This is a genomic window from Acinetobacter sp. TY2 (genome assembly GCF_046269225.1).
GTDB lineage: Bacteria > Pseudomonadota > Gammaproteobacteria > Pseudomonadales > Moraxellaceae > Acinetobacter.
In genome coordinates, this window is record NZ_JBJZOR010000021.1 from 13,007 (window position 1) to 32,011 (window position 19,005).

Annotated in this window: 20 protein-coding genes; 4 read left to right on the forward strand and 16 right to left on the reverse strand. The window is 37.1% G+C overall.

Annotated features, from left to right (window positions below; all coding sequences use genetic code 11):
• Positions 1–158: 158 nt before the first annotated feature.
• On the reverse strand, positions 159–1,418 hold the full coding sequence (locus ACK1JC_RS12700; RefSeq protein ID WP_409512240.1) for a D-amino acid dehydrogenase: 1,260 nt from the start codon (positions 1,416–1,418) through the stop codon (positions 159–161).
• A 138-nt stretch (positions 1,419–1,556) separates the two neighbouring features.
• On the opposite strand from ACK1JC_RS12700, the gene ACK1JC_RS12705 reads away from it, so the two are divergent.
• Together ACK1JC_RS12705 and ACK1JC_RS12710 are read left to right on the forward strand one after the other, a co-directional pair.
• Positions 1,557–2,021 carry an Lrp/AsnC ligand binding domain-containing protein gene (locus ACK1JC_RS12705; RefSeq protein WP_409512241.1) on the forward strand — a complete coding sequence of 155 codons (465 nt, stop codon included), beginning with the start codon at positions 1,557–1,559 and terminating at the stop codon, positions 2,019–2,021.
• Between the two features lie 202 nt (positions 2,022–2,223).
• Positions 2,224–2,967 carry a sporulation protein gene (locus ACK1JC_RS12710; RefSeq protein ID WP_409512242.1) on the forward strand — a complete coding sequence of 248 codons (744 nt, stop codon included), beginning with the start codon at positions 2,224–2,226 and terminating at the stop codon, positions 2,965–2,967.
• Between the two features lie 377 nt (positions 2,968–3,344).
• Here ACK1JC_RS12710 and ACK1JC_RS12715 read toward each other — a convergent pair whose 3' ends face one another.
• Positions 3,345–3,989 carry an HAD-IA family hydrolase gene (locus ACK1JC_RS12715; RefSeq protein ID WP_409512243.1) on the reverse strand — a complete coding sequence of 215 codons (645 nt, stop codon included), beginning with the start codon at positions 3,987–3,989 and terminating at the stop codon, positions 3,345–3,347.
• 79 nt (positions 3,990–4,068) lie between these two features.
• Here ACK1JC_RS12715 and ACK1JC_RS12720 point away from each other — a divergent pair, with 79 nt between their 5' ends.
• Positions 4,069–4,836 carry a hydroxymethylpyrimidine/phosphomethylpyrimidine kinase gene (locus ACK1JC_RS12720; RefSeq protein WP_409512244.1) on the forward strand — a complete coding sequence of 256 codons (768 nt, stop codon included), beginning with the start codon at positions 4,069–4,071 and terminating at the stop codon, positions 4,834–4,836.
• Between the two features lie 130 nt (positions 4,837–4,966).
• Entirely contained in the window at positions 4,967–6,253 is a 1,287-nt protein-coding gene (locus tag ACK1JC_RS12725) for an ImmA/IrrE family metallo-endopeptidase (protein ID WP_409512245.1), read from the forward strand.
• Here ACK1JC_RS12725 and ACK1JC_RS12730 read toward each other — a convergent pair.
• From ACK1JC_RS12730 to ACK1JC_RS12795, 14 genes are all read right to left on the reverse strand, one after another.
• On the reverse strand, positions 6,239–6,718 hold the full coding sequence (locus ACK1JC_RS12730) for a methylated-DNA--[protein]-cysteine S-methyltransferase (RefSeq protein WP_409512246.1): 480 nt from the start codon (positions 6,716–6,718) through the stop codon (positions 6,239–6,241). The genes ACK1JC_RS12725 and ACK1JC_RS12730 overlap by 15 nt on opposite strands.
• A 37-nt stretch (positions 6,719–6,755) precedes the next feature.
• Positions 6,756–7,073, reverse strand: a complete 318-nt coding sequence (locus tag ACK1JC_RS12735) for a DMT family transporter (protein WP_409512247.1) — start codon at positions 7,071–7,073, stop codon at positions 6,756–6,758.
• A gap of 84 nt (positions 7,074–7,157) precedes the next feature.
• Positions 7,158–7,475, reverse strand: a complete 318-nt coding sequence (locus tag ACK1JC_RS12740) for a DMT family transporter (RefSeq protein WP_409512248.1) — start codon at positions 7,473–7,475, stop codon at positions 7,158–7,160.
• A 248-nt stretch (positions 7,476–7,723) separates the two neighbouring features.
• Complete coding sequence (locus ACK1JC_RS12745; protein WP_409512249.1) at positions 7,724–8,689, reverse strand: copper resistance protein B; 966 nt, start codon at positions 8,687–8,689, stop codon at positions 7,724–7,726.
• Positions 8,676–8,978, reverse strand: a complete 303-nt coding sequence (locus ACK1JC_RS12750) for a hypothetical protein (RefSeq protein ID WP_409512250.1) — start codon at positions 8,976–8,978, stop codon at positions 8,676–8,678. The genes ACK1JC_RS12745 and ACK1JC_RS12750 overlap by 14 nt, the downstream gene beginning before the upstream one ends.
• On the reverse strand, positions 8,965–10,776 hold the full coding sequence (locus tag ACK1JC_RS12755) for a copper resistance system multicopper oxidase (RefSeq protein ID WP_409512251.1): 1,812 nt from the start codon (positions 10,774–10,776) through the stop codon (positions 8,965–8,967). The genes ACK1JC_RS12750 and ACK1JC_RS12755 overlap by 14 nt, the downstream gene beginning before the upstream one ends.
• Positions 10,777–10,833: 57 nt before the next feature.
• A complete protein-coding gene (locus ACK1JC_RS12760) occupies positions 10,834–11,262 on the reverse strand; it encodes a hypothetical protein (protein WP_409512252.1) in 429 nt (142 codons plus the stop codon).
• Positions 11,263–11,643: 381 nt separating this feature from the next.
• Positions 11,644–12,330, reverse strand: coding sequence for a ribulose-phosphate 3-epimerase (gene rpe, locus ACK1JC_RS12765; protein ID WP_409512253.1), 687 nt, complete (start codon positions 12,328–12,330; stop codon positions 11,644–11,646).
• A 126-nt stretch (positions 12,331–12,456) separates the two neighbouring features.
• Positions 12,457–13,599 (reverse strand): M48 family metallopeptidase, encoded by a 1,143-nt coding sequence (locus ACK1JC_RS12770; protein ID WP_409512254.1) that lies wholly within the window; start codon positions 13,597–13,599, stop codon positions 12,457–12,459.
• Positions 13,600–13,616: 17 nt separating this feature from the next.
• Positions 13,617–14,717, reverse strand: coding sequence for a YjgN family protein (locus ACK1JC_RS12775; protein ID WP_409512255.1), 1,101 nt, complete (start codon positions 14,715–14,717; stop codon positions 13,617–13,619).
• A 189-nt stretch (positions 14,718–14,906) separates the two neighbouring features.
• A complete protein-coding gene (gene fghA / locus ACK1JC_RS12780; RefSeq protein ID WP_409512256.1) occupies positions 14,907–15,743 on the reverse strand; it encodes an S-formylglutathione hydrolase in 837 nt (278 codons plus the stop codon).
• Between the two features lie 39 nt (positions 15,744–15,782).
• Complete coding sequence (locus ACK1JC_RS12785; RefSeq protein WP_409512257.1) at positions 15,783–17,222, reverse strand: C13 family peptidase; 1,440 nt, start codon at positions 17,220–17,222, stop codon at positions 15,783–15,785.
• Positions 17,223–17,356: 134 nt separating this feature from the next.
• A complete protein-coding gene (locus tag ACK1JC_RS12790) occupies positions 17,357–18,175 on the reverse strand; it encodes a class I SAM-dependent methyltransferase (RefSeq protein WP_409512258.1) in 819 nt (272 codons plus the stop codon).
• Positions 18,169–18,993: an undecaprenyl-diphosphate phosphatase gene (locus tag ACK1JC_RS12795; protein WP_409512259.1), complete on the reverse strand. Its 825-nt coding sequence runs from the start codon at positions 18,991–18,993 to the stop codon at positions 18,169–18,171. Before ACK1JC_RS12795 ends, ACK1JC_RS12790 begins: the two co-directional genes overlap by 7 nt.
• Between the last annotated feature and the right edge of the window lie 12 nt (positions 18,994–19,005).

Consider the following 19,005-nt stretch of genomic DNA (forward strand, 5'->3'; position numbering starts at 1 on the left):
AATATTGGTCAATGTCCTAACTTTTAAATAGATTAGGCCTTATTCACAAAGCCTTATCTCACTGATTCTCTAATCAATATTCCCTCTCTTGAGCGAATTTCAAAGTACTAGTTTAAAATTCAGCTCAAGTGAGGGCTAGGGAGAGATGCTTAACAAAGTTAAGCAGCATACGGATAACGCTGAATAGATAGACCTTCAGTGCTAATGTCCGTTTTATGATTAAGAACTAAATCACTAATTAACTTGCCCGAACCACATGCCATCGTCCAACCCAAAGTTCCGTGACCTGTATTGAGGAATAAGTTTTTAAACTTGGTCGCACCAATAATCGGCGTACTATCTGGTGTCATTGGACGTAAACCTGTCCAAAAAGAGGCTTGAGCCAAATCACCACCTGGGAATAAGTCTTGTGTCACCATTTCTAAAGTGCCACGACGATCTTTATTTAAACCGTGGTTAAATCCACTTAATTCAGCCATGCCACCAACACGGATACGTTGATCAAAACGCGTAATGGCAATTTTGTAAGTTTCATCAAGTACCGTAGATTGCGGTGCAAAATTTGCATCAACAATAGGAATGGTAAGCGAGTAACCTTTTACAGGGTAAACAGGCAAGTTTAATTCAAGTGGTTTTAAGAAATCACGAGAATAACTACCAAATGCTAATACATAACGATCGGCTGTCAGCACTTCACCATTGACCAACACGCCTTTAATTTCATCGCCTTCAACCACAAGCTTTTCAACATTTTGGTTAAACTTAAATTCAACACCTAAATCTTTCGCTAAATTTGCTAAAGCATTGGTAAATAAGTAACAATCGCCCGTTTCATCATTCGGTAAATGTAAACCACCGACCAATTTATCTTTCGCATATTCCAAAGCAGGTTCTACTTTGGCTAAATCATCTTTCAATAATAATTCGTGTGGAACGCCACATTCTTTCAATACCGCAATATCTCGTTGCACCATGTCTAACTGCGCTTCGTTACGGAAAACTTGCAAAGTACCTTTTGAACGGTTTTCGTATTGGATACCTGTTTCTTTACGAAGTTCTCTTAAACAATCACGGCTATATTCTGCAACGCGAGTCATACGTTCCTTGTTGATCGCATAACTTTGTGCATTACAGTTTTTCAGCATTTGTGCCATCCACTGTAACTGCCACATGCTACCATCCATATTGATTGCAAGCGGTGCATGATGTTGGAACATCCATTTTACAGCCTTGAATGGAATCCCTGGCGCAGCCCACGGTGTCGAGTATCCAGGAGAAATTTGACCTGCATTACCAAAACTTGTTTCTTCTGCAGGCCCAGCTTGGCGGTCTAAAACTGTAACTTGTGCTCCTTGCTGCGCGAGGTAATATGCACTTGCGACACCAATTACACCACTACCTAATACAATTACACGCATGTCTCATCCTTTACACATTTACTAGTTTATTTAACTAGTATATTTTTGCCTCAATAGTTTATTTCACTATTTTTAAGGTTATAATTTAGGTGTTTTAATTTTTTATCGTGCAAATTAAAGAAAAAAAGGATTTTCTTGATGCGTAAGTTAGACCGTATAGATCGGATGATTTTAGATATTCTACAAAATGAAGGTCGGATTGCAATTAGCGAGTTGGCATCCCGTGTCAGTTTATCGACAACACCATGTTCAGAACGCGTTAAACGCTTAGAACGTGAAGGCATCATCATGGGTTATCACGCACGGCTCAATCCTAAACATTTAGATCGAAATTTATTGGTTTTTTTAGAAATTAGCCTATCTGCAAAATCTGGGGATGTCTTTGAACAGGTCGCTAAAGACTTAATGGAAATTCCTGAGGTACAAGAGTGCCATTTAATTTCAGGTGATTTTGATTATTTGGTCAAAGCACGTTTAAAGGAAATGAGTGCTTATCGTCGACTTTTAGGTGATTTATTAAAAAAACTCCCTTCTTCTGCCTCATCTCATAGTTATATTGTGATGGAGGAAATCAAGGAATCTTTATATTTGGATGTGAGGTAGTTTTTCTAATTTAAATTTTTAGACCGCTTTAATTGGTTTTACTCCATGAAATATGAACAACAATTAAAAATGACGAATGATAATTTTAGTCATATTTTTTAATTTTTAATAAATTATTTCACAATGATAACATTGACATAGCTCTATTTTCACATTTGAATCTGCATATATATTGAGAGCCATCAACATTGGGAAACACATCATGTTCAACAGAATTATGTCTAGCCTCGGAATTCAAGGCATTCAGGTCGATACTCGCCTACATAACTCTCATGTACAAGCAGGACAAAATCTTTTAGGTGAGGTGCTATTTAGAGGTGGTTCATCGAATAAAAACATCAATGGTATCTATTTACAGTTGATGACGACTGCCGAAGTTGAATCGAATGATTCTGAGCATAATACCGCACTTAATATTGCCCAGTGGCATATTAGTGGTGCATTTGAGCTTCAAACTAATCAATCACATAATTTTCCATTTTCAATTCAGCTCCCTTTTGAAACGCCGATTACAGAAATACAATGTCGTCAGAATAAAAGCCGTGTTTGGCTACATACGCATTTAGATGTGGACTGGGGACTTGATGCGACTGATAAAGATTTTTTACAAATTTCACCAACACCCACACAACAGGCTTTCATTCAAGCGATGCAACAATGTGGCTATCAACTTGCAACCGTAGACACGGAAAAAGGTACGTTACGTGGCAATAATTTTCAATCCACAATTGGTTGCTATCAAGAATTAGAATTTAAACCACAAGGAATTTTTAGTGGTATTAATGAAATTGAAGTTTCATTTGTCGCTGAACAACATCAAACACATGTGCTTTTAGAAGTGGATCGTAAATTTCGTGGTGATGGTTTTAAAAGTATGACCATTCCTCATAACCAAGCAAATCTTGCCAATATTACGCATGAGATTAAGGGTCTATTGGGTATTTAATTCAAAAACAACCCCTCTTTTTCAAAGATGGGTTGTACGAGATTAAAATGATCGTAATAGTAAATAGCTAACTAATGTTAGGTCGTATTATTAAAATCATATTTTACCACTTGAAGAATTTGGATACGTGGTATGCGCATTTGTCCGAGGCAGGACTACTTTAGATAAAAATGTTTCTGCGATGATTGGAATTAGTTGACGGAAGTGAATGATTTCTGCAAATAACAATGGTTTTAGGTACTTTTGCCAAAACAAAAGTACCTCTAGCCGAGGACTAATCCCTACGGTTAAACTTTTGATGCACGACTCTGCCAAATAAGTTTATAAGAAATAGTACTTATACTATGGATAACATCAGTAAGTAATAAATACTCCACTCAAATTACATTGAGTAATTCAGCAAAAGTTTGAATTCGAGCTTTAGGTTGTGCTTCATCCAACTCTTGTTTTGAGCCATAACCATATTCCACCGCAATGGTTTCAATACCAAAACGGCGCGCACCAAAAATATCATGCTCACGGTCACCCACCATTAAACATTCAGTAGGTTCTAATTTTTCTTGTTCTAGAATATAACCGATCAAATCGCCTTTATTGGTACGCTCACCTGTCAACTCACTGCCGTAAGGATAATCAAAATATTGCAACAATTCGAAATGTTGTAAAATTTGACGTGCATAAACTTCAGGTTTAGCCGTCGCTAAAAACAGTTTATAACCTTGTTTTTTCAGCTCTTGTAATGTCGAAGTAACATCATCAAATAGATGATTTTCAAATAAACCTGTCACCGAAAAACGCTCACGATAACCAAGTAATGCTTGTTCGGCTAAATCCGCATGAACATCAACCTTTAAAATCTTGGCAAGTGATGCTTTGAGTGGTGGTCCAATAATCCAGTCAATATTTTCACTATCTGCAATTGGGTGTCCAACTTTTGCTAAGCCATAACGTGCAGATGTGGTAATACCTACTTTAGGATCGGTTAATGTGCCATCTAAATCAATCAAAATATTTTTAATCACAATCTACCTCTATTTAGCTATCGAGAGTTCCCGAAAAGTTGCCTATACTAGCGTAAATTTGTGATTTAAGGATAATCAGGTGCGTCCAACTGTACTGTGTTTTTCGGGTCTTGATCCTTCAGGTGGTGCGGGTTTACAAGCAGATATTGAAGCGATTGGTCAAAGTGGCGCACATGCTGCTATTGCTTGTACAGCATTAACCATACAAAACTCACAACAAGTCTTTGGTTTTGAAGCAACATCTAAAGAATTATTGCTTGCGCAAGCCAATGCCGTGGTCAATGATTTACCAATTAAAGCGATTAAATCAGGCATGCTTGGCACAACAGATAATATTGCTACACTTGCTGAGTTTTTACGTGAACATCCCGATTACTTATATGTACTTGATCCTGTTTTAGTCGCCAATAGTGGCGGTTCATTGGGCAATCAAGAAACTTTGGTCAAAGCCTTTGTCGAGCTAATTCCACACGCAACCGTGATCACGCCAAATACCGTTGAGCTTCGTGCTTTAACAGGTGAAAATGATTTAGTAAAAGCTACCGCTAAACTCTTTACAATGGGTGCAAAAGCCGTTTTAGTCAAAGGTGGACATGAAGATACACCTGAATATATTCGTAATGCTTTGTATATCAATGGTGAATTGATTTCTGAAACAAAATGTCCACGCCTTGATGGTGAATATCATGGTTCAGGTTGTTCTTTAGCAAGCTTTATTGCAGGACGCTTAGCGATGGGTGATGCTTTAAATGTCGCAGTCAATCACGCTGAAGCATGGTTATTTGGTGTGTTAAAAAATGCGGATAGCCCTATTGAGGGTGGTCAGAAAATTCCAAAACGATTTTAAGTTATTTTATTTATAAGTTTTATTCGTACGAATAAAACTTATAAATAAAAATACTCAAACAAATATAGCTTACATTTTCATCAAGATAATTTATAATTGTAAACATCAAACTAATGATATTCATAAATAAATGACACTGAAAGGTCCTGAGTACGAGAATTTTACTTTCCATTATTTTACTGCACTAATTCAACAAAAAATTTTCCCTTTTACTCCTAATCAGTGTCGTCTTACACAACAGAAGCCTTTCTATTCAAAAGATAGAGAAAAGAATATATTCTTTGATTTAGTTTTAGAGGTTTTCCTTTCAAATCAGGATGATCCTTTTTTAATATTTGTAATTGAGTGTAAAAATTATAACCATAAAGTTCCTGTTGACGATATTGAAGAATTTGCCTCAAAAGTTGACCAAATTCGTTATCAAAAGATTAGCCCTATTTGTATAACTACTGTGGGTTTTCAATCTGGTGGATTAACCTTTGCTAAAAATAGAGGAATTACTCTGTGGAAAGTTATACAGACGAGCACAACACCTGAAATTATATTAAACCGTCAAAAAAAACGCTTAAAAGAATTAGAACCTGAAATAAAAGAGGCATTGATAGATGAAGGTTATAATGAATGGAAGTTTGGCAACACTTTCATTCAAACACCTAGTAAATTTACACTCTATCCTAAAGACTTTATCAATGAAATAATTTTGAATGAGCATGAAAAAAACATTATGTTCAAAGACTTTAAACAACAAAAAATTAATGTTCCATACTTATCAAAAACTAAAATTTCATTAATAGCTGAGGATATTTATAACCAATATAAAGCTAATAATGGTCAATTAGATGTCATAAAAGTTTTAAATAACTTTAATATTTCTGTATTTACAACTGAAAAACTTATAGATCAAAACACAATAGCTGAAATTAATTTTAGTCAGAAAAAAATCACGCTTTTCGGTAAAAATAAATTTTCACAAGCCCAATTTAATTTTGCTCTTGCCCATGAAATTGGTCATCTTCTCTTAGGGCATGATAAATATTTAAAGACTGAACGTCAGACATCTACTACGTCTACAGAAATTGAGTTTACAAGTTCTTTACCAATAAACTTAGATAGAGTTGAATACCAAGCCAACTATTTTTCTGCCTGTTTACTATTACCTGAAACTGTTCTTACAAATACATTCATACATTTGATAAAAGAACATAACATCACTTATAGAGGATTTTCACTTCTATATATCGATGAGCAACCTTGTAATTTAGATAATTACAGTAAAATTTGTATACCTCTAGCTGACTTCTTTAAGGTTTCACAGGAAACATTAAAAATAAGGTTAACAGAATTAGGATTAGCAAAATTTAATATAAAAAAAGAAAATAAGCCTTTTGATAATATTTTACATTCATTTCATCTCTAACTTTAACAATACATCTTTATTCTCTAGCCCACCCGCAAAGCCAACCAATTTACCATTTGCACCAACCACACGGTGACACGGCGCAATAATCGAAATCGGATTCTTACCATTAGCAGCACCGACTGCACGAACGGCTTTCACATTGCCAATCTGTTCTGCAATATCTTTATAACTACGTGTTTCACCAAATGGAATGGTAAGTAGAGCTTGCCAAACTTTTTGTTGAAATTCTGTACCTTCGAAATCGAGTGGTAAATCAAAAATCTTTCTCTGCCCTTCAAAATACTCACTCAATTGTTTTTGCGTTTCTAGCAAAATGGGATGCTGTTTATTTTCAATCAACTCTGCCAAGCGCACCCGATTTGGAGTTTCATTTTCCCAAAGCACCGCAATAAGCGAAATGTCATTTGCAACAAGTTTTAACACGCCTACAGGTGAATCTATTTCCATAAAAAAAAGTTGCATTTCTCTACTCCGACTTTGGATGAAGGTACAGATTAACTTAACTCGAAGAAATTTTCATCAATACCAAACCTGAAATAATCAACACAGCTGCAAGCATACGCATTGCTGAAGCAGGCTCGCCTAAGAAGAAAATTCCCACTGCAAAAGAGCCAATTGCCCCAATTCCTGTCCAAACGGTATATGCCGTACCGAGTGGCAAAGTTTTCATGGCATAAGACAATAAGGCAAAACTTGCAATCATAAAAATAATGGTCAATACGCTTGGGACAAGTTTAGAAAAGCCATCGGACACTTTCATAAAATATGCCCAAATGACTTCTAAAACCCCTGCAACAATCAATAAAACCCAAGCCATAACACTTTCCTTAATTTAAAAATCAATCATATTCAAAATAAAAAAGCACTACATTTTAAAAACATAGTGCTCAAAATCCAACCATTAACTTGATGATACTTTCATTAAAACCAAGCCTGAAACAATCAATACTGCTGCAAACATACGCATAGCCGTTGCAGGCTCACCTAAAATAAAAATACCAACGAGGAATGAACCGATCGCCCCGATGCCCGTCCAAATGGTATATGCCGTCCCAAGTGGCAAAGTACGCATTGCATACGCCAACAGACCAAAGCTTAAAATCATAAAAAATAAGGTAATAATACTTGGTGTGAGTTTAGTAAAACCTTCGGACATTTTCATGCTATATGCCCAAACAATTTCAAAAATGCCCGCAAAGATCAGAAAAATCCAAGCCATGATGCCTGCTCCAAATTTATATTAGAGTCAGGTCGTCCTGACGAATTTTTCTCAAAAGATCAAGTTTTAGATGAAAACTCAAGAATGAGGGAGGTCGTTCCTCCTTGTAATTTGATCAGTATAATCAATTTCGAAATTCCATTGATCATGATTTACATTTTTTGACTAAAAATACACCTGTAAAAAATAGGGATTTAAGACAAGAACCTTAAAACCCTATTTTCACAACAATTATCAGTGCTTATATCTTAAAATTTAAAGCGAATACCCGCACCATAGAGCCAACCTTTTTCAGAATCAGATTTAACTTGCCACGGTGTTTCATCATTGCCCTTCGAATATTCATAAGCAATGTCGATATACGGCATGATTTTCTTGCTAATTTCATAGCGGGTTTCTAGCCCTGCGGTTGCATTACTCAACCCTGATTTTTGAGCATATTTAGAATCATCACTAAAAATCACATTAAGTTCTAAATAAGGCTGAATAATCAACTTTTGTGTAATCAGTAAATCACGTTCAGTTTCTAAACTAAATGCCGCATACTTATCTTCACCTGCATAAAAATATGCATCGGTTTCAAAGAAATACGGTGCCATGCCATGTAAACCAATCACAGCATCTACATTTTCTTCAGTATCTTTTTGATGATGATTTAATTCAACTTTTTCACTTCGATAACGCGCGCCAATTTGTGCATCCCAAAAGTCTGAGATCATACGGCTATATAAAAATTTAGCATTATAATGTGCATCATGTGATTCTTCTTTATCTGCATGAAACTTAATAAAAATCTTATTTTCGTCAGTGCCAATACGAGTTTCAAACTCTGACTTTAACGCACCAACGCCGTCTTCATTCATCAACCATTTATTATCTACGGTCGTGACTGCATAAATCTGCGCACCATGTTCTTTACGGTGATGATTTTGATGGGAGTTTTGATGACTACCTCCATCTTGCATAGGTTCGTTCAGATTGACTACTGAAGTTGTCTGATGCTGTGAATGATTCATCTGACTATGATCCATAGATTCTTGTTTCATCTCAGCATGGTTCATTTCAGCATGGTTCATTTGTGAATGATCCATCGGCATAGCTGTCGTGGTCGATTTTGCACTATGATCCTCGCCATTATGAGCAAAACTCAAAGCACTCACCATCAACAAAGACGTCGCTAAAACACTTTTAGAAAAAAGATTAATGATGTGCATGTTGATCTCCTTTCTTTGCATTTTTATTCTGAGATTTTTCAGTTGAATCTTTCTGCTGAGTATTTTCAGATTGTACTTGCAGATGATTCATGTATTCGGAATGGGTCATCTGTACATGTTTTTCATGTTCTTGCGCAGAATGTTGTGAATGATCCATTTGACTCATTCCTGAAGTATTTTTTCCTTCTGTTGTAGATGGGTGATGACCTTCATGTGCCAAACTCAAAGTACTTAAACTCAATACTGCAACCGAAAAAATCGCTTTTAATACAAAATTAGTGGTGCGCATGTTCAGCTCCTTTTTGCTCAGTTGTCGCTGTGTTTTGAACTTTGTTTTGAGCGTTATTGGCTACACCTTGAATTAGCGTTGTAGATACTTGTCCATCGCTAACATTTGCGACAATGAGTTTATTCATCATACCAGCACTCATGTGGTACAACAGATGACAATGAATCGCCCATTCGCCCAACTCATCCGCAGTCAATAAAGCAGTCACTGTTTTACCTGGTGGCACAATCAAAGTGTGTTTATTCGGCATATCCACAGGCGATTGACCATTTTCCAACTGCATAAACATTCCATGCAAATGCATCGGATGCGCCATCATACTGTCATTGATAAATTTGATACGGATACGCTCGCCATATTTCACTTTCAATGGTTCAGCGTCACTAAATTTTTTCCCATTAATCGTCCAAATATAACGCTCCATCGTGCCACCCAAACGCACGACCAACTCACTTGTTGCTTCACGTGTATCTTTTTGTGGTTCAAGCGATTTTAAATCGGCGTATTGCAAGGCTTTATTACCTGCAGGTGTTGATGCATTTGCCCAACCGTAAACCACTTGATCATTTTTTTGTGGTACTGATGTGCTGTGCTGACTGTGATCCATCTCTGAATGATTCATACCTTGCATATCATCATGATTCATCTTTGAGTGATCCATGCCTTGCATATCAGCATGATTCATCTTTGAGTGATCCATGCCTTGCATATCACCACTACCATGCCCCATATCCTCCATAGTCAAAAGTGAACGTGGACGAGGTGCAGGCATGTGTATGCCATGTGTCACAGGAGTCAATTCATTGTGAAGTGTACCAATCGCATAACCTGAACGATCAATAGACTCCGCTTCAATCTGATAATGTCCTATTTTTGGCTCAACAATTACATCATAAGTTTCCGCAGTACCAATACGGAATTCATCCACTGCAACTGGTTTCACAGACTGACCATCTGCCGCCACAACCGTCATTTTTAAATTGGGAATACTGACATCATAAAAAGACATTGCTGAAGCATTCACAAAACGCAAACGCACTTTCTCATTCGGCTTAAACATGCCTGTCCAATTTTGCTCAGGTGTTTTCCCATTGATGAGGAACGTATAGCCTGTGACATCAGACATATCGGTTTTCAGCATACGCATTTGATTCCACATTTTCCGATCAGACCACGTTGCTTTTACCCCATCACGCTGTACTTGCTTCCATACATCGCTGAGTGTTTCACGTTGATCTTGATAATATTCTGCGGAAATTTTCAAATCTTTTTGAATTTGATCACTGGTTTTTTCATGAAAATCTGACAGCATCACTACATAATCACGTTCAGCTTTTTCATGTGTTGCCAATGGCTGTTTACCTTTTGGATAAATCACAAAAGAGCCATATAAACCATCCTGTTCTTGCCCCTTAGAATGGGCGTGATACCAATAAGTTCCGCTTTGACGGACTTTAAATTTATAAATGAAATCACCTTTTGGTTTAATGCCATTAAAGCCATTAAAACCAGGTACACCATCCATAATTCCAGGCAAAAGTAATCCATGCCAATGGATTGAAGAATCCTGAGTTTTTAAATTATTATGCACATGAATAACAGCATCATCACCTTCTTCAAACTCAAGTAAAGGGGCAGGAAATTGACCATTGACCGTGATACGTTTGACAGGTTTTCCTGTCACATTAACAATAGCTTCGTCGATGTTAAGGTGATATTCCTTCACGGCGGCAAATACCCATGAAGACGATACAATACAAATGCCTGCAAGCAGACCTTGATTAAATTTTATAGACATAACTCAACCTAATTTTTTGAAAATAGTTTTGTATTTAGAAGTTTTCGAAAAAATAGATTAGGTTTTAGGAGGACGTAGAATTTCTCGCCAATGACCAACAAGATGCTGTACTTGATAATGTACTTGTAGCGAACTATTCTTTTCTAGATCATTAGGCGTGATAAGTTTGGGAATATCACTATTGAACCAAACAATCGAAGACTGACACGCAAACAATGCACAATCTTGGCATTCAGCATGCTGTGCATGTTTATTTTGTATCAACTGTGCATGACAATCGTTCAGGCTTTGCACCTGATCATCTACACTTTGACCTTGCTGTAATATTTCTATGCAGTGATTTTTCATCTCCTGCACTGACATATTTTGCATATTTGGACTTACATGGGGTTGATTAATACTTTGTTGATGTTGCATCTGCATACTAACTTGCATGCTCTTAACCGATGCAACAGACACACTGCTCCACGCTACAACAAAAGCCATAACGGATACAAACCAAAGATGTTTGCAAAGCTGTGTGAACACAATCCAACCTATAGTTAGAACCAATTTCTACTTTAAGGATAACTTTTAATTGAATTTCAAGCAAATATATTTCTGTTGAGTTGTTTTTCAAAAATTGATTCTTTCTTATACCGATCAATTATCAATCAAAGCTGAATAATTAAACGACTTAATCCTATAGTATTCCCATAAAAAAAGAGCTCTTTTGAACTCTTTTTGAACAGATATAGGCGATATTGCAAGCACTTGATTAAATATCGATTAAACTATACGCACTTTATCTACAAGCTTATCAACACAGTTATCCATAAAGTTATCATCATAGTTATCCACAATTCACATAACTTAATATTGGAAATATTAGACGCTTAGTGAACCTACTTTTGCCAATTCTGCACGCATTTCATCAATGACAGCTTTATAATCTGGCTTACTAAAAATTGCAGAACCTGCAACAAACATATCTGCACCTGCTTCTGCAATTTCACGAATATTCGCTGGTGTCACACCACCATCAACTTCTAAACGAATATCACGACCTGAAGCATCAATAATTTTACGTGCTTGGCGTAATTTTTCCAAAGTCATTGGAATGAATTTTTGACCACCAAAACCAGGGTTGACACTCATCAATAATACTTGATCAACTTTATCTAAAACATAATCAAGATAATGCAGAGGCGTTGCAGGGTTAAAAACTAAACCTGCCTTAGCACCACCATCCTTAATCAATTGTAATGAGCGATCAATATGATCAGTCGCTTCAGGATGGAAAGTAATGATGTCTGCACCCGCTTCAAGGAAGTCACCAATCATACGATCTACGGGTGACACCATTAAATGCACATCAATCGGTGCTTTAATACCATATTTTTTTAGCGCCTTACATACACCTGCACCAAAGGTTAAGTTCGGTACATAGTGGTTATCCATCACATCAAAATGAACAACATCTGCACCCGATTCTAATACATTTTCTACTTCTTCACCCAAACGAGCAAAGTCAGCAGATAAAATAGAAGGTGCGATTAAATATGGCTTGGACATGATGGAACCTAGCTTAAAGGACTTGAATGTGGTCATTATAGCAGACCTCGACTGTACTCGCTCAAAGCGAATTGGACTTTTCAAATCTAAGTGAAAATCCATTTTTTTATAGCTTTAATTTCTCTGTTAGGGTTTTCCGAGTTTCTGTTGCTTTTCAAAATCTCTGACCATCTGTACACGTTCTGCCGTTGCGGGATGTGAAGACAAGGCTTCCAATACCGTTACTATATTTGAATGATCTTGTGATGTTGCCTGTGCTGTAGATGCGGCTTGCTGATCTTTATTTGCGGTCTTCCCTGCCTTTTGATCACTTTTTTGTTCTGCTGCAAGTTCTTCATCTTCCATACGTTGCAAGAAATTTGCAAAATGGGAAACCTCAATATGCTTTTTATCCATCAATTTTAAAGCATATAAATCGGCTTGCTGTTCAAACTGACGAGAGTATTTTGCACCTAAAATCGCCACTGGCAATGAAGTCATTAAATCACCACTATCACCTGTTACAGCAACCAACAGAATTGAAAAACCTAAACTTGATAAGGCTTGTTGTAAACTATGACGTTCGACTAAATGCCCTTGCTCATGTGCGAGTACACCTAAAATTTCCTGATCACTATGTGCCATTTCTACCAATTGATCAGTCACAATAATCGTATTATTAGGCAGAGCAAGTGCATTAGCACCAATTCGCCCACCGTCTCGAAAAATAATTTTTGCAGGACGACCCTCGGCAATCTTAGATAAATACTCTTGTTTGATCTGCGCTTGTTGACCTTGTACCAATTTGCTCGGACCTGTCCAATCATTCACAATATAGTCTTCGGCTTTCTGACCAATATTCTGCAAAGTATTTGCAGGTAATTGAAAAGCCACCACTTTAGAGGCAAATGGAATCCCCCATTTCAATGTTGAAAAGCCCAATGCCACCACAAAAACTACACTAAATAAAATCAATGCAGGGGTACGTTCAAGCTTCCAAATTTTTTGTTGAAATTCTTTTTGTGGAATCGGTACCCATTCAGGAATATCTATCGTTTGAAATTCAATACGGGCATCATTATTCAACTCTATGACGGGACACTTTTTTCCTAAAGCACCAATAAAATTCATTTGTTGTAATTTAAAAGTCTTTTTACGCAGATCATTTTGTTCACGATAACTGATCAAAATCGAGTTCATATCAACTGCAGACAATTGTGCCTGATGTGGTTTAGACACAACACCATCATAAAAAACCACGGAAATGGAGTTCATATAATCTGTACTCATATTTTCTATCTCCGTATTTATAATGAAATATCAAGGTCAAAAATATCACTGATTTCTTCGGCAATTGCACTGTGATCTGCCTGTGCCATATTCATCATACGATCAGGATCATCTTCTAAATGTAAACTAATCGATTCCAATTGATATTTATATAAGCGAATGGCAGCCCATGCAGACATCAGGCCAACTGTAATAATTTTCATAAACCAATTACTGACTACAATCCACGCATAACGCCACTGATTACAATCGGTTTTAAATTGACTATTACCAAGTGTTGTATTATTCCATGTAGTGATAAATATACGTGCCTGAATTAATGGCACAATAAAAACCCAACCAAAGAGATAACTTAATCCCAATAATCCCGCGGTATAAGCCGTTAAAAAATCTAAGCCAATTGCAGCAAAAATACCAATGGAAATTCCACAGAGCATCAGCACCCCAACAAAAAGTGCAACAGGTAAATACACTGCACTCATATAATCTGTCCAACTGTTATTTAGACGGAATTTCAATTGTCCTGCATACAGATGATTGAGCACATAGCGTTTATAAAAATAGATCATCACTGGTGTAAATAAACCTAAGGTACAAACAACAATTAATGCACCTAAGAAAAACTGCTTATAGGCTTCGCCCGTAGTACCATCAAAATAAAAACGGCTGTTCGCATACTTACTATTTCGAGAGGTAAAACGAATAGTTGCACGTAACAACCATGGCAAAGCCAAATAAATAATGACGACACCAAAGGCTGCAATGGTCATTTCCAAATAACCAGCCAAAGTAAATGCACCCCAAATACCCAGTGCAATTAACCGACCAATTAATATTTTGGTGGGTAATCCCGTAAAGTCAAAAAAACGTTCAAAGAACTCAGTATTACCATAGAAATAACGCAATCGTCTGACTTTTGCCCATGGTGCATAAAAGCCCAAACTTGCAATAGTCAATAGAATATTCACAATCCAAATACCAAAATATTCTATCGCTTCACCATGGAATTTAAAGCGATAAATTCTACCGAGGTATTCAGGACGTGAGTCCAATGTATGAGGTACAGGAAGGTCAGGAGGCAATTGATTTGTAAATGTAGAATCATATTGTTCTTGCATTATTTTCTCTTTTTTTTAAATTTGGGAGTTCAATCGATTCAATGCTAAAAAAGGTATGACATATTCACAAATATACAAGATATCAATGTGGTTTCTCATTAAATAAGTGTATATTTTTACAATGATAAATGAAACCGTGTTGAATCACCCCTATAGACAATTCAACGTTATACATAACAAATCTAAGTTTTATTTTTGTAACTGTAATGCATGAAACTGTAAATGTTCATCCATAAAGGTCTGAATAAAATAATAACCATGATCATAATCTGCATGTTGACGTAGCGTTAACTTTTGCCCAACTTTTAGACACGCTTGCTGATATTTTTCAGGATTCAATTGACTATAAAATTGATCTGCTAGACCTTGGTCAATGAGTACTTCACTCAATAATGTACCTTTTTCTAAAACCAACTGCGTAGCATCATGCGCTTTCCATAATTCTCTGTCATCACCCAAATACGTTAAAAATGCTTTTTCACCCCAAGGACAATCACACGGCGCACAAATGGGTGCAAATGCTGATACCGATTTAAATTTTTCAGGATACTTCCAAGCAAGGGTCAATGCACCATGACCTCCCATACTGTGCCCCATAATGCCAATTGCATCCGTACGAATTGGAAATTTCTCAATGACTTGTGTATATAATTCATCAGCAACAAAATTTTCCATTTGAAAATGTGTCGCCCACGGCGCTTGTGTCGCATTAATATAAAAGCCTGCACCTTGACCAATGTCCCAAGAATCACCTTGCTCGACATTATCTCCTCGTGGTGAGGTATCTGGTGAAATGAGAATTAAACCGAGTTGTGCTGCCATACGCTGTGCGTGGGCTTTAATCGCAAAGGTTTCTTCCGTACAAGTCAAACCAGCCAAATAGAAAAGTGCAGGACATTTTTGCCCACGCAGTGCTGGTTCAGGTAAAAAGACTGAAAATTTGCTTGTTCCATTTAAAGTCTTAGATGCAAATTGAAAAATCTGTTGTTCGCCTTCAAAGCATTTATTTTTCTGAAGCAATTCCATTCTATTGTCCTTTACTCACACTGTGTCAAATGGCACAGGTCAATTTGATTTGGGTGTATGTTTCACATCAAGCTCTAAAGCATGAGGTTGGATATTTCCATCTGCCTGCGTATTTTGTATACCTTGTGGAAATAGATGCTGTTCAAGTTGTGGCAACATCAATTCCATATTTTTCCCAATGACCCATTGCGGTTCTGAAGGTTCAAAGCCTTGGTTACTTTCCCATTTTGCAACCGTTTCAGCCGCTTGATTAAATGCACTGTGTAAGGTATTTTTTTCACGCATAGCCTGATCAAAGAATGCTCGACCAAAATAAGTATAATCTGCTTCGTTAGAACAACCAAAAGATGCCCGATCTGCGGCTGAGGCTGTAATAATTAAAGTATCAGGCGATTGTAATGCAGGAATAAAACTCCCCGAATAACAGGCTGAAATCACAATCACTTTCCAACGAATACCCGATTTATCGAGTGTTTCACGTAGCCATTTAGGATCAATATCATCCAAATCAATAGGCTCATTTTCCATTTCAAACTGATTCGGTAAACCATGTGATGTCATATATAAAAATAACACATCACTTTCATGGTTCATTTGCTGCCCAATACGGCGTAGCGCAAGTTCCATACTCGTTTTAGACGCAATTGGGGTTTCTGTACGTGTCTCAGGATTATTAACCAATTCAACTGAACGTCCAAATGTCCCAAAACGAGTATCAAACTGCTCTTTAATTCGATCTATTTCAAAACGGAAAACATCTTGATAACTCGCACCTGCAACACCTAAAAAATACCAATGCGTTTGTGCAAACTCACCAAATTGAACTTGCTCCAAGGACTTATTGAGTAAGCGACTTTGTGCATAAAAGGCATCTTCAGATAAACTCGGTGGAACGTCTTCCACTTTCCAAATCGGTTGTTCTTTAATTGAAACTTGCCAAACAGACAGTGTAATGACCGTCCCAATCATAATCAGGGCACGTTCCCACCAAGGCCAATGTAATTCACGTGAAATAACCCAAACCACTGCTAAACTTTGCCAAACAAAAAGCAGAACAAATAAAAATGGAATGTAGTTATAAACAATGTCGGGTAAATAATCGAGATTACCCAAATACTGAATTAAGCATTGGAACAGCATAATATGCGTGTCAAGAACGAGCCACAGCAAGGCTGGAACTAACATTAATCGTGTATTATTGGTTCGCTGTGATAAAAATATCCCAACAATTAAGGCAATAAATGGCCATAACGCATAACTAACCAAACCTTGTTTGTTGAAATCACCGACCCCACCCGTGACCAACCAACTAAACAGCGTATTGGCACAGCCCCCTAATATTCCCCAAAAAATAAGTTGTAAAATTGAGGGATGTACTATTTGTAATGATTTTCTTGATCCAAGAAATAGCCACAATCCCGCCCACTGATTGCTTTTAAAATCATGCCAAAAATTTATTGAAGGTTTTAAATCGATCATGTCAGTTCTAGTTTGGGTAGATCACGATTACAGTGACCTAAAAATACTTCTGATTGAATATTTTGCTTAAGTTTTATGCAACACTTGAATAACTATATATCAGTTCTTACATAAATATTGAAACAATTACCAAATTACTCAATAACTTGTTTATTGAAATAGGCATCAAAACGACATGCATCGCCCTGCCATTGATGGTCGGGTGATTGATCATCAAGAAAAATTGCAAGTCTCGGTCTTTTTACCACAACACGCTTGGATATTTTCCGTGCTAAGACTAAAAGATAATCACCCAAATCCATTTCACCATCTTCAGGTAAAAGCATATGCAGTAGTTGCATTTGCTTTTTTACTTGTGCCTGTTTTTTGACGGCTTGTAAATTTTGATCACGTTGCGGAAACATCGGATCGAGATAAGTCACATCAACCATTTTTTTCTGCTCAGCTAACTGTTGTAAATAAGCGGCTGAATCTGAGAAAACCAACTGAATACGATCAACCACTAGACCTAAAAAGGGATCATGGCGAGATTGTGCTTGCGCATCTTCAAGTAGGGTAAATAAAATCGGATGCCGTTCAATCAGTGTAACCTGCGCACCAAGTGCTGCCATGAGCAAACTATCATGCCCTAGCCCTGCCGTAGCATCAATTAGCGATGGCTTTTCGGATAAATTACACGCACGTGCAATCATTTCAGATTTAAGGCTTGCACGTTTTAAACGTGGAATTTCTGCTTTCCAATCGGGTTGCATTTTCATGCCATTGGCACTGAGCCATAAACCTGCGTCATCTGCACACAATGCCATTTCAGGATTCAACCGTAAAAAACGGGCATTAAGTTTTTCAACTAACTCAATATTTACATCCACACCACGTAAAGAAAGCACAGACTGATATGTCTGTGCTTTCTCTAAATATTGTGCTTCAGTGTATAAGCGAAGCTCGCTTACCATAATTTCCAACCTGTGAATGCAAACAATAAAATTACTAAACCTGATGCAATGCGATACCATGCAAAAATCATAAAATCACGTTTTGCCACATAAGCCACAAGTACACGAATAAGAATAAGTGCCGAAATAAATGAAACCAATAAACCAACGGCAATCACCGCCCAATCAGTCGCACCTTGGAATACATGATAACTTTGATATAGATCAAGTAAACCTGCTCCCACGATTACAGGAATACCTAAGAAGAACGAAAATTCTGTCGCTGCCTTACGTGATACGCCCAACATCATCGCACCAATAATCGTTGCGCCTGAACGTGATGTACCTGGAATTAAAGACAATACTTGAATTAAACCAATCCAAACTGCATCTTTAATGGTTAAATCATCAACTTCTTGTGCACGAACAACGGGTGGATTTTTCTCCACCCATATAATAATCAAACCACCAACAATCAAACCAATCGCAATGGCAATATCATTGAATAATAATGCTTTTACTGTCTGCCCCAAAGTCAATCCGATAATCACAATTGGAATCGAAGCCAAAATTAAGCCTATACCTAAACGACGACCTTTTTCTTCACCTGTGACAATACCTGTTGCCGCACCCCAAAGACGTGCCCAATATTCATAAATCACTGCCGCAATTGCACCCATTTGGATCGCAATCACAAAAACATCACTCTTTTCTTTGGTCCAAAAATTCATCAATTCCGATGCAAGGATTAAATGTCCTGTACTCGAAATAGGCAAAAACTCGGTAATGCCTTCTACGATACCCATGATTGCCGCTTTCAGCAGCAGTAAAAGATCCATGTACTATTCCAA

Excerpts from the sequence above, each read along its gene's own strand:
- ACK1JC_RS12710 (WP_409512242.1), top strand. The coding sequence starts at position 2,224 with ATGTTCAACAGAATTATGTCTAGCCTCGGAATTCAAGGCATTCAGGTC.
- ACK1JC_RS12775 (WP_409512255.1), bottom strand. The coding sequence starts at position 14,717 with ATGCAAGAACAATATGATTCTACATTTACAAATCAATTGCCTCCTGAC.
- ACK1JC_RS12735 (WP_409512247.1), bottom strand. The coding sequence starts at position 7,073 with ATGGCTTGGGTTTTATTGATTGTTGCAGGGGTTTTAGAAGTCATTTGG.
- ACK1JC_RS12760 (WP_409512252.1), bottom strand. The coding sequence starts at position 11,262 with ATGGCTTTTGTTGTAGCGTGGAGCAGTGTGTCTGTTGCATCGGTTAAG.
- ACK1JC_RS12740 (WP_409512248.1), bottom strand. The coding sequence starts at position 7,475 with ATGGCTTGGATTTTTCTGATCTTTGCGGGCATTTTTGAAATTGTTTGG.
- fghA (WP_409512256.1), bottom strand. The coding sequence starts at position 15,743 with ATGGAATTGCTTCAGAAAAATAAATGCTTTGAAGGCGAACAACAGATT.
- ACK1JC_RS12755 (WP_409512251.1), bottom strand. The coding sequence starts at position 10,776 with ATGTCTATAAAATTTAATCAAGGTCTGCTTGCAGGCATTTGTATTGTA.
- ACK1JC_RS12785 (WP_409512257.1), bottom strand. The coding sequence starts at position 17,222 with ATGATCGATTTAAAACCTTCAATAAATTTTTGGCATGATTTTAAAAGC.
- rpe (WP_409512253.1), bottom strand. The coding sequence starts at position 12,330 with ATGTCCAAGCCATATTTAATCGCACCTTCTATTTTATCTGCTGACTTT.
- ACK1JC_RS12795 (WP_409512259.1), bottom strand. The coding sequence starts at position 18,993 with ATGGATCTTTTACTGCTGCTGAAAGCGGCAATCATGGGTATCGTAGAA.
- ACK1JC_RS12745 (WP_409512249.1), bottom strand. The coding sequence starts at position 8,689 with ATGCACATCATTAATCTTTTTTCTAAAAGTGTTTTAGCGACGTCTTTG.
- ACK1JC_RS12770 (WP_409512254.1), bottom strand. The coding sequence starts at position 13,599 with ATGAGTACAGATTATATGAACTCCATTTCCGTGGTTTTTTATGATGGT.
- ACK1JC_RS12790 (WP_409512258.1), bottom strand. The coding sequence starts at position 18,175 with ATGGTAAGCGAGCTTCGCTTATACACTGAAGCACAATATTTAGAGAAA.
- ACK1JC_RS12725 (WP_409512245.1), top strand. The coding sequence starts at position 4,967 with ATGACACTGAAAGGTCCTGAGTACGAGAATTTTACTTTCCATTATTTT.
- ACK1JC_RS12700 (WP_409512240.1), bottom strand. The coding sequence starts at position 1,418 with ATGCGTGTAATTGTATTAGGTAGTGGTGTAATTGGTGTCGCAAGTGCA.
- ACK1JC_RS12705 (WP_409512241.1), top strand. The coding sequence starts at position 1,557 with ATGCGTAAGTTAGACCGTATAGATCGGATGATTTTAGATATTCTACAA.
- ACK1JC_RS12730 (WP_409512246.1), bottom strand. The coding sequence starts at position 6,718 with ATGCAACTTTTTTTTATGGAAATAGATTCACCTGTAGGCGTGTTAAAA.
- ACK1JC_RS12750 (WP_409512250.1), bottom strand. The coding sequence starts at position 8,978 with ATGCGCACCACTAATTTTGTATTAAAAGCGATTTTTTCGGTTGCAGTA.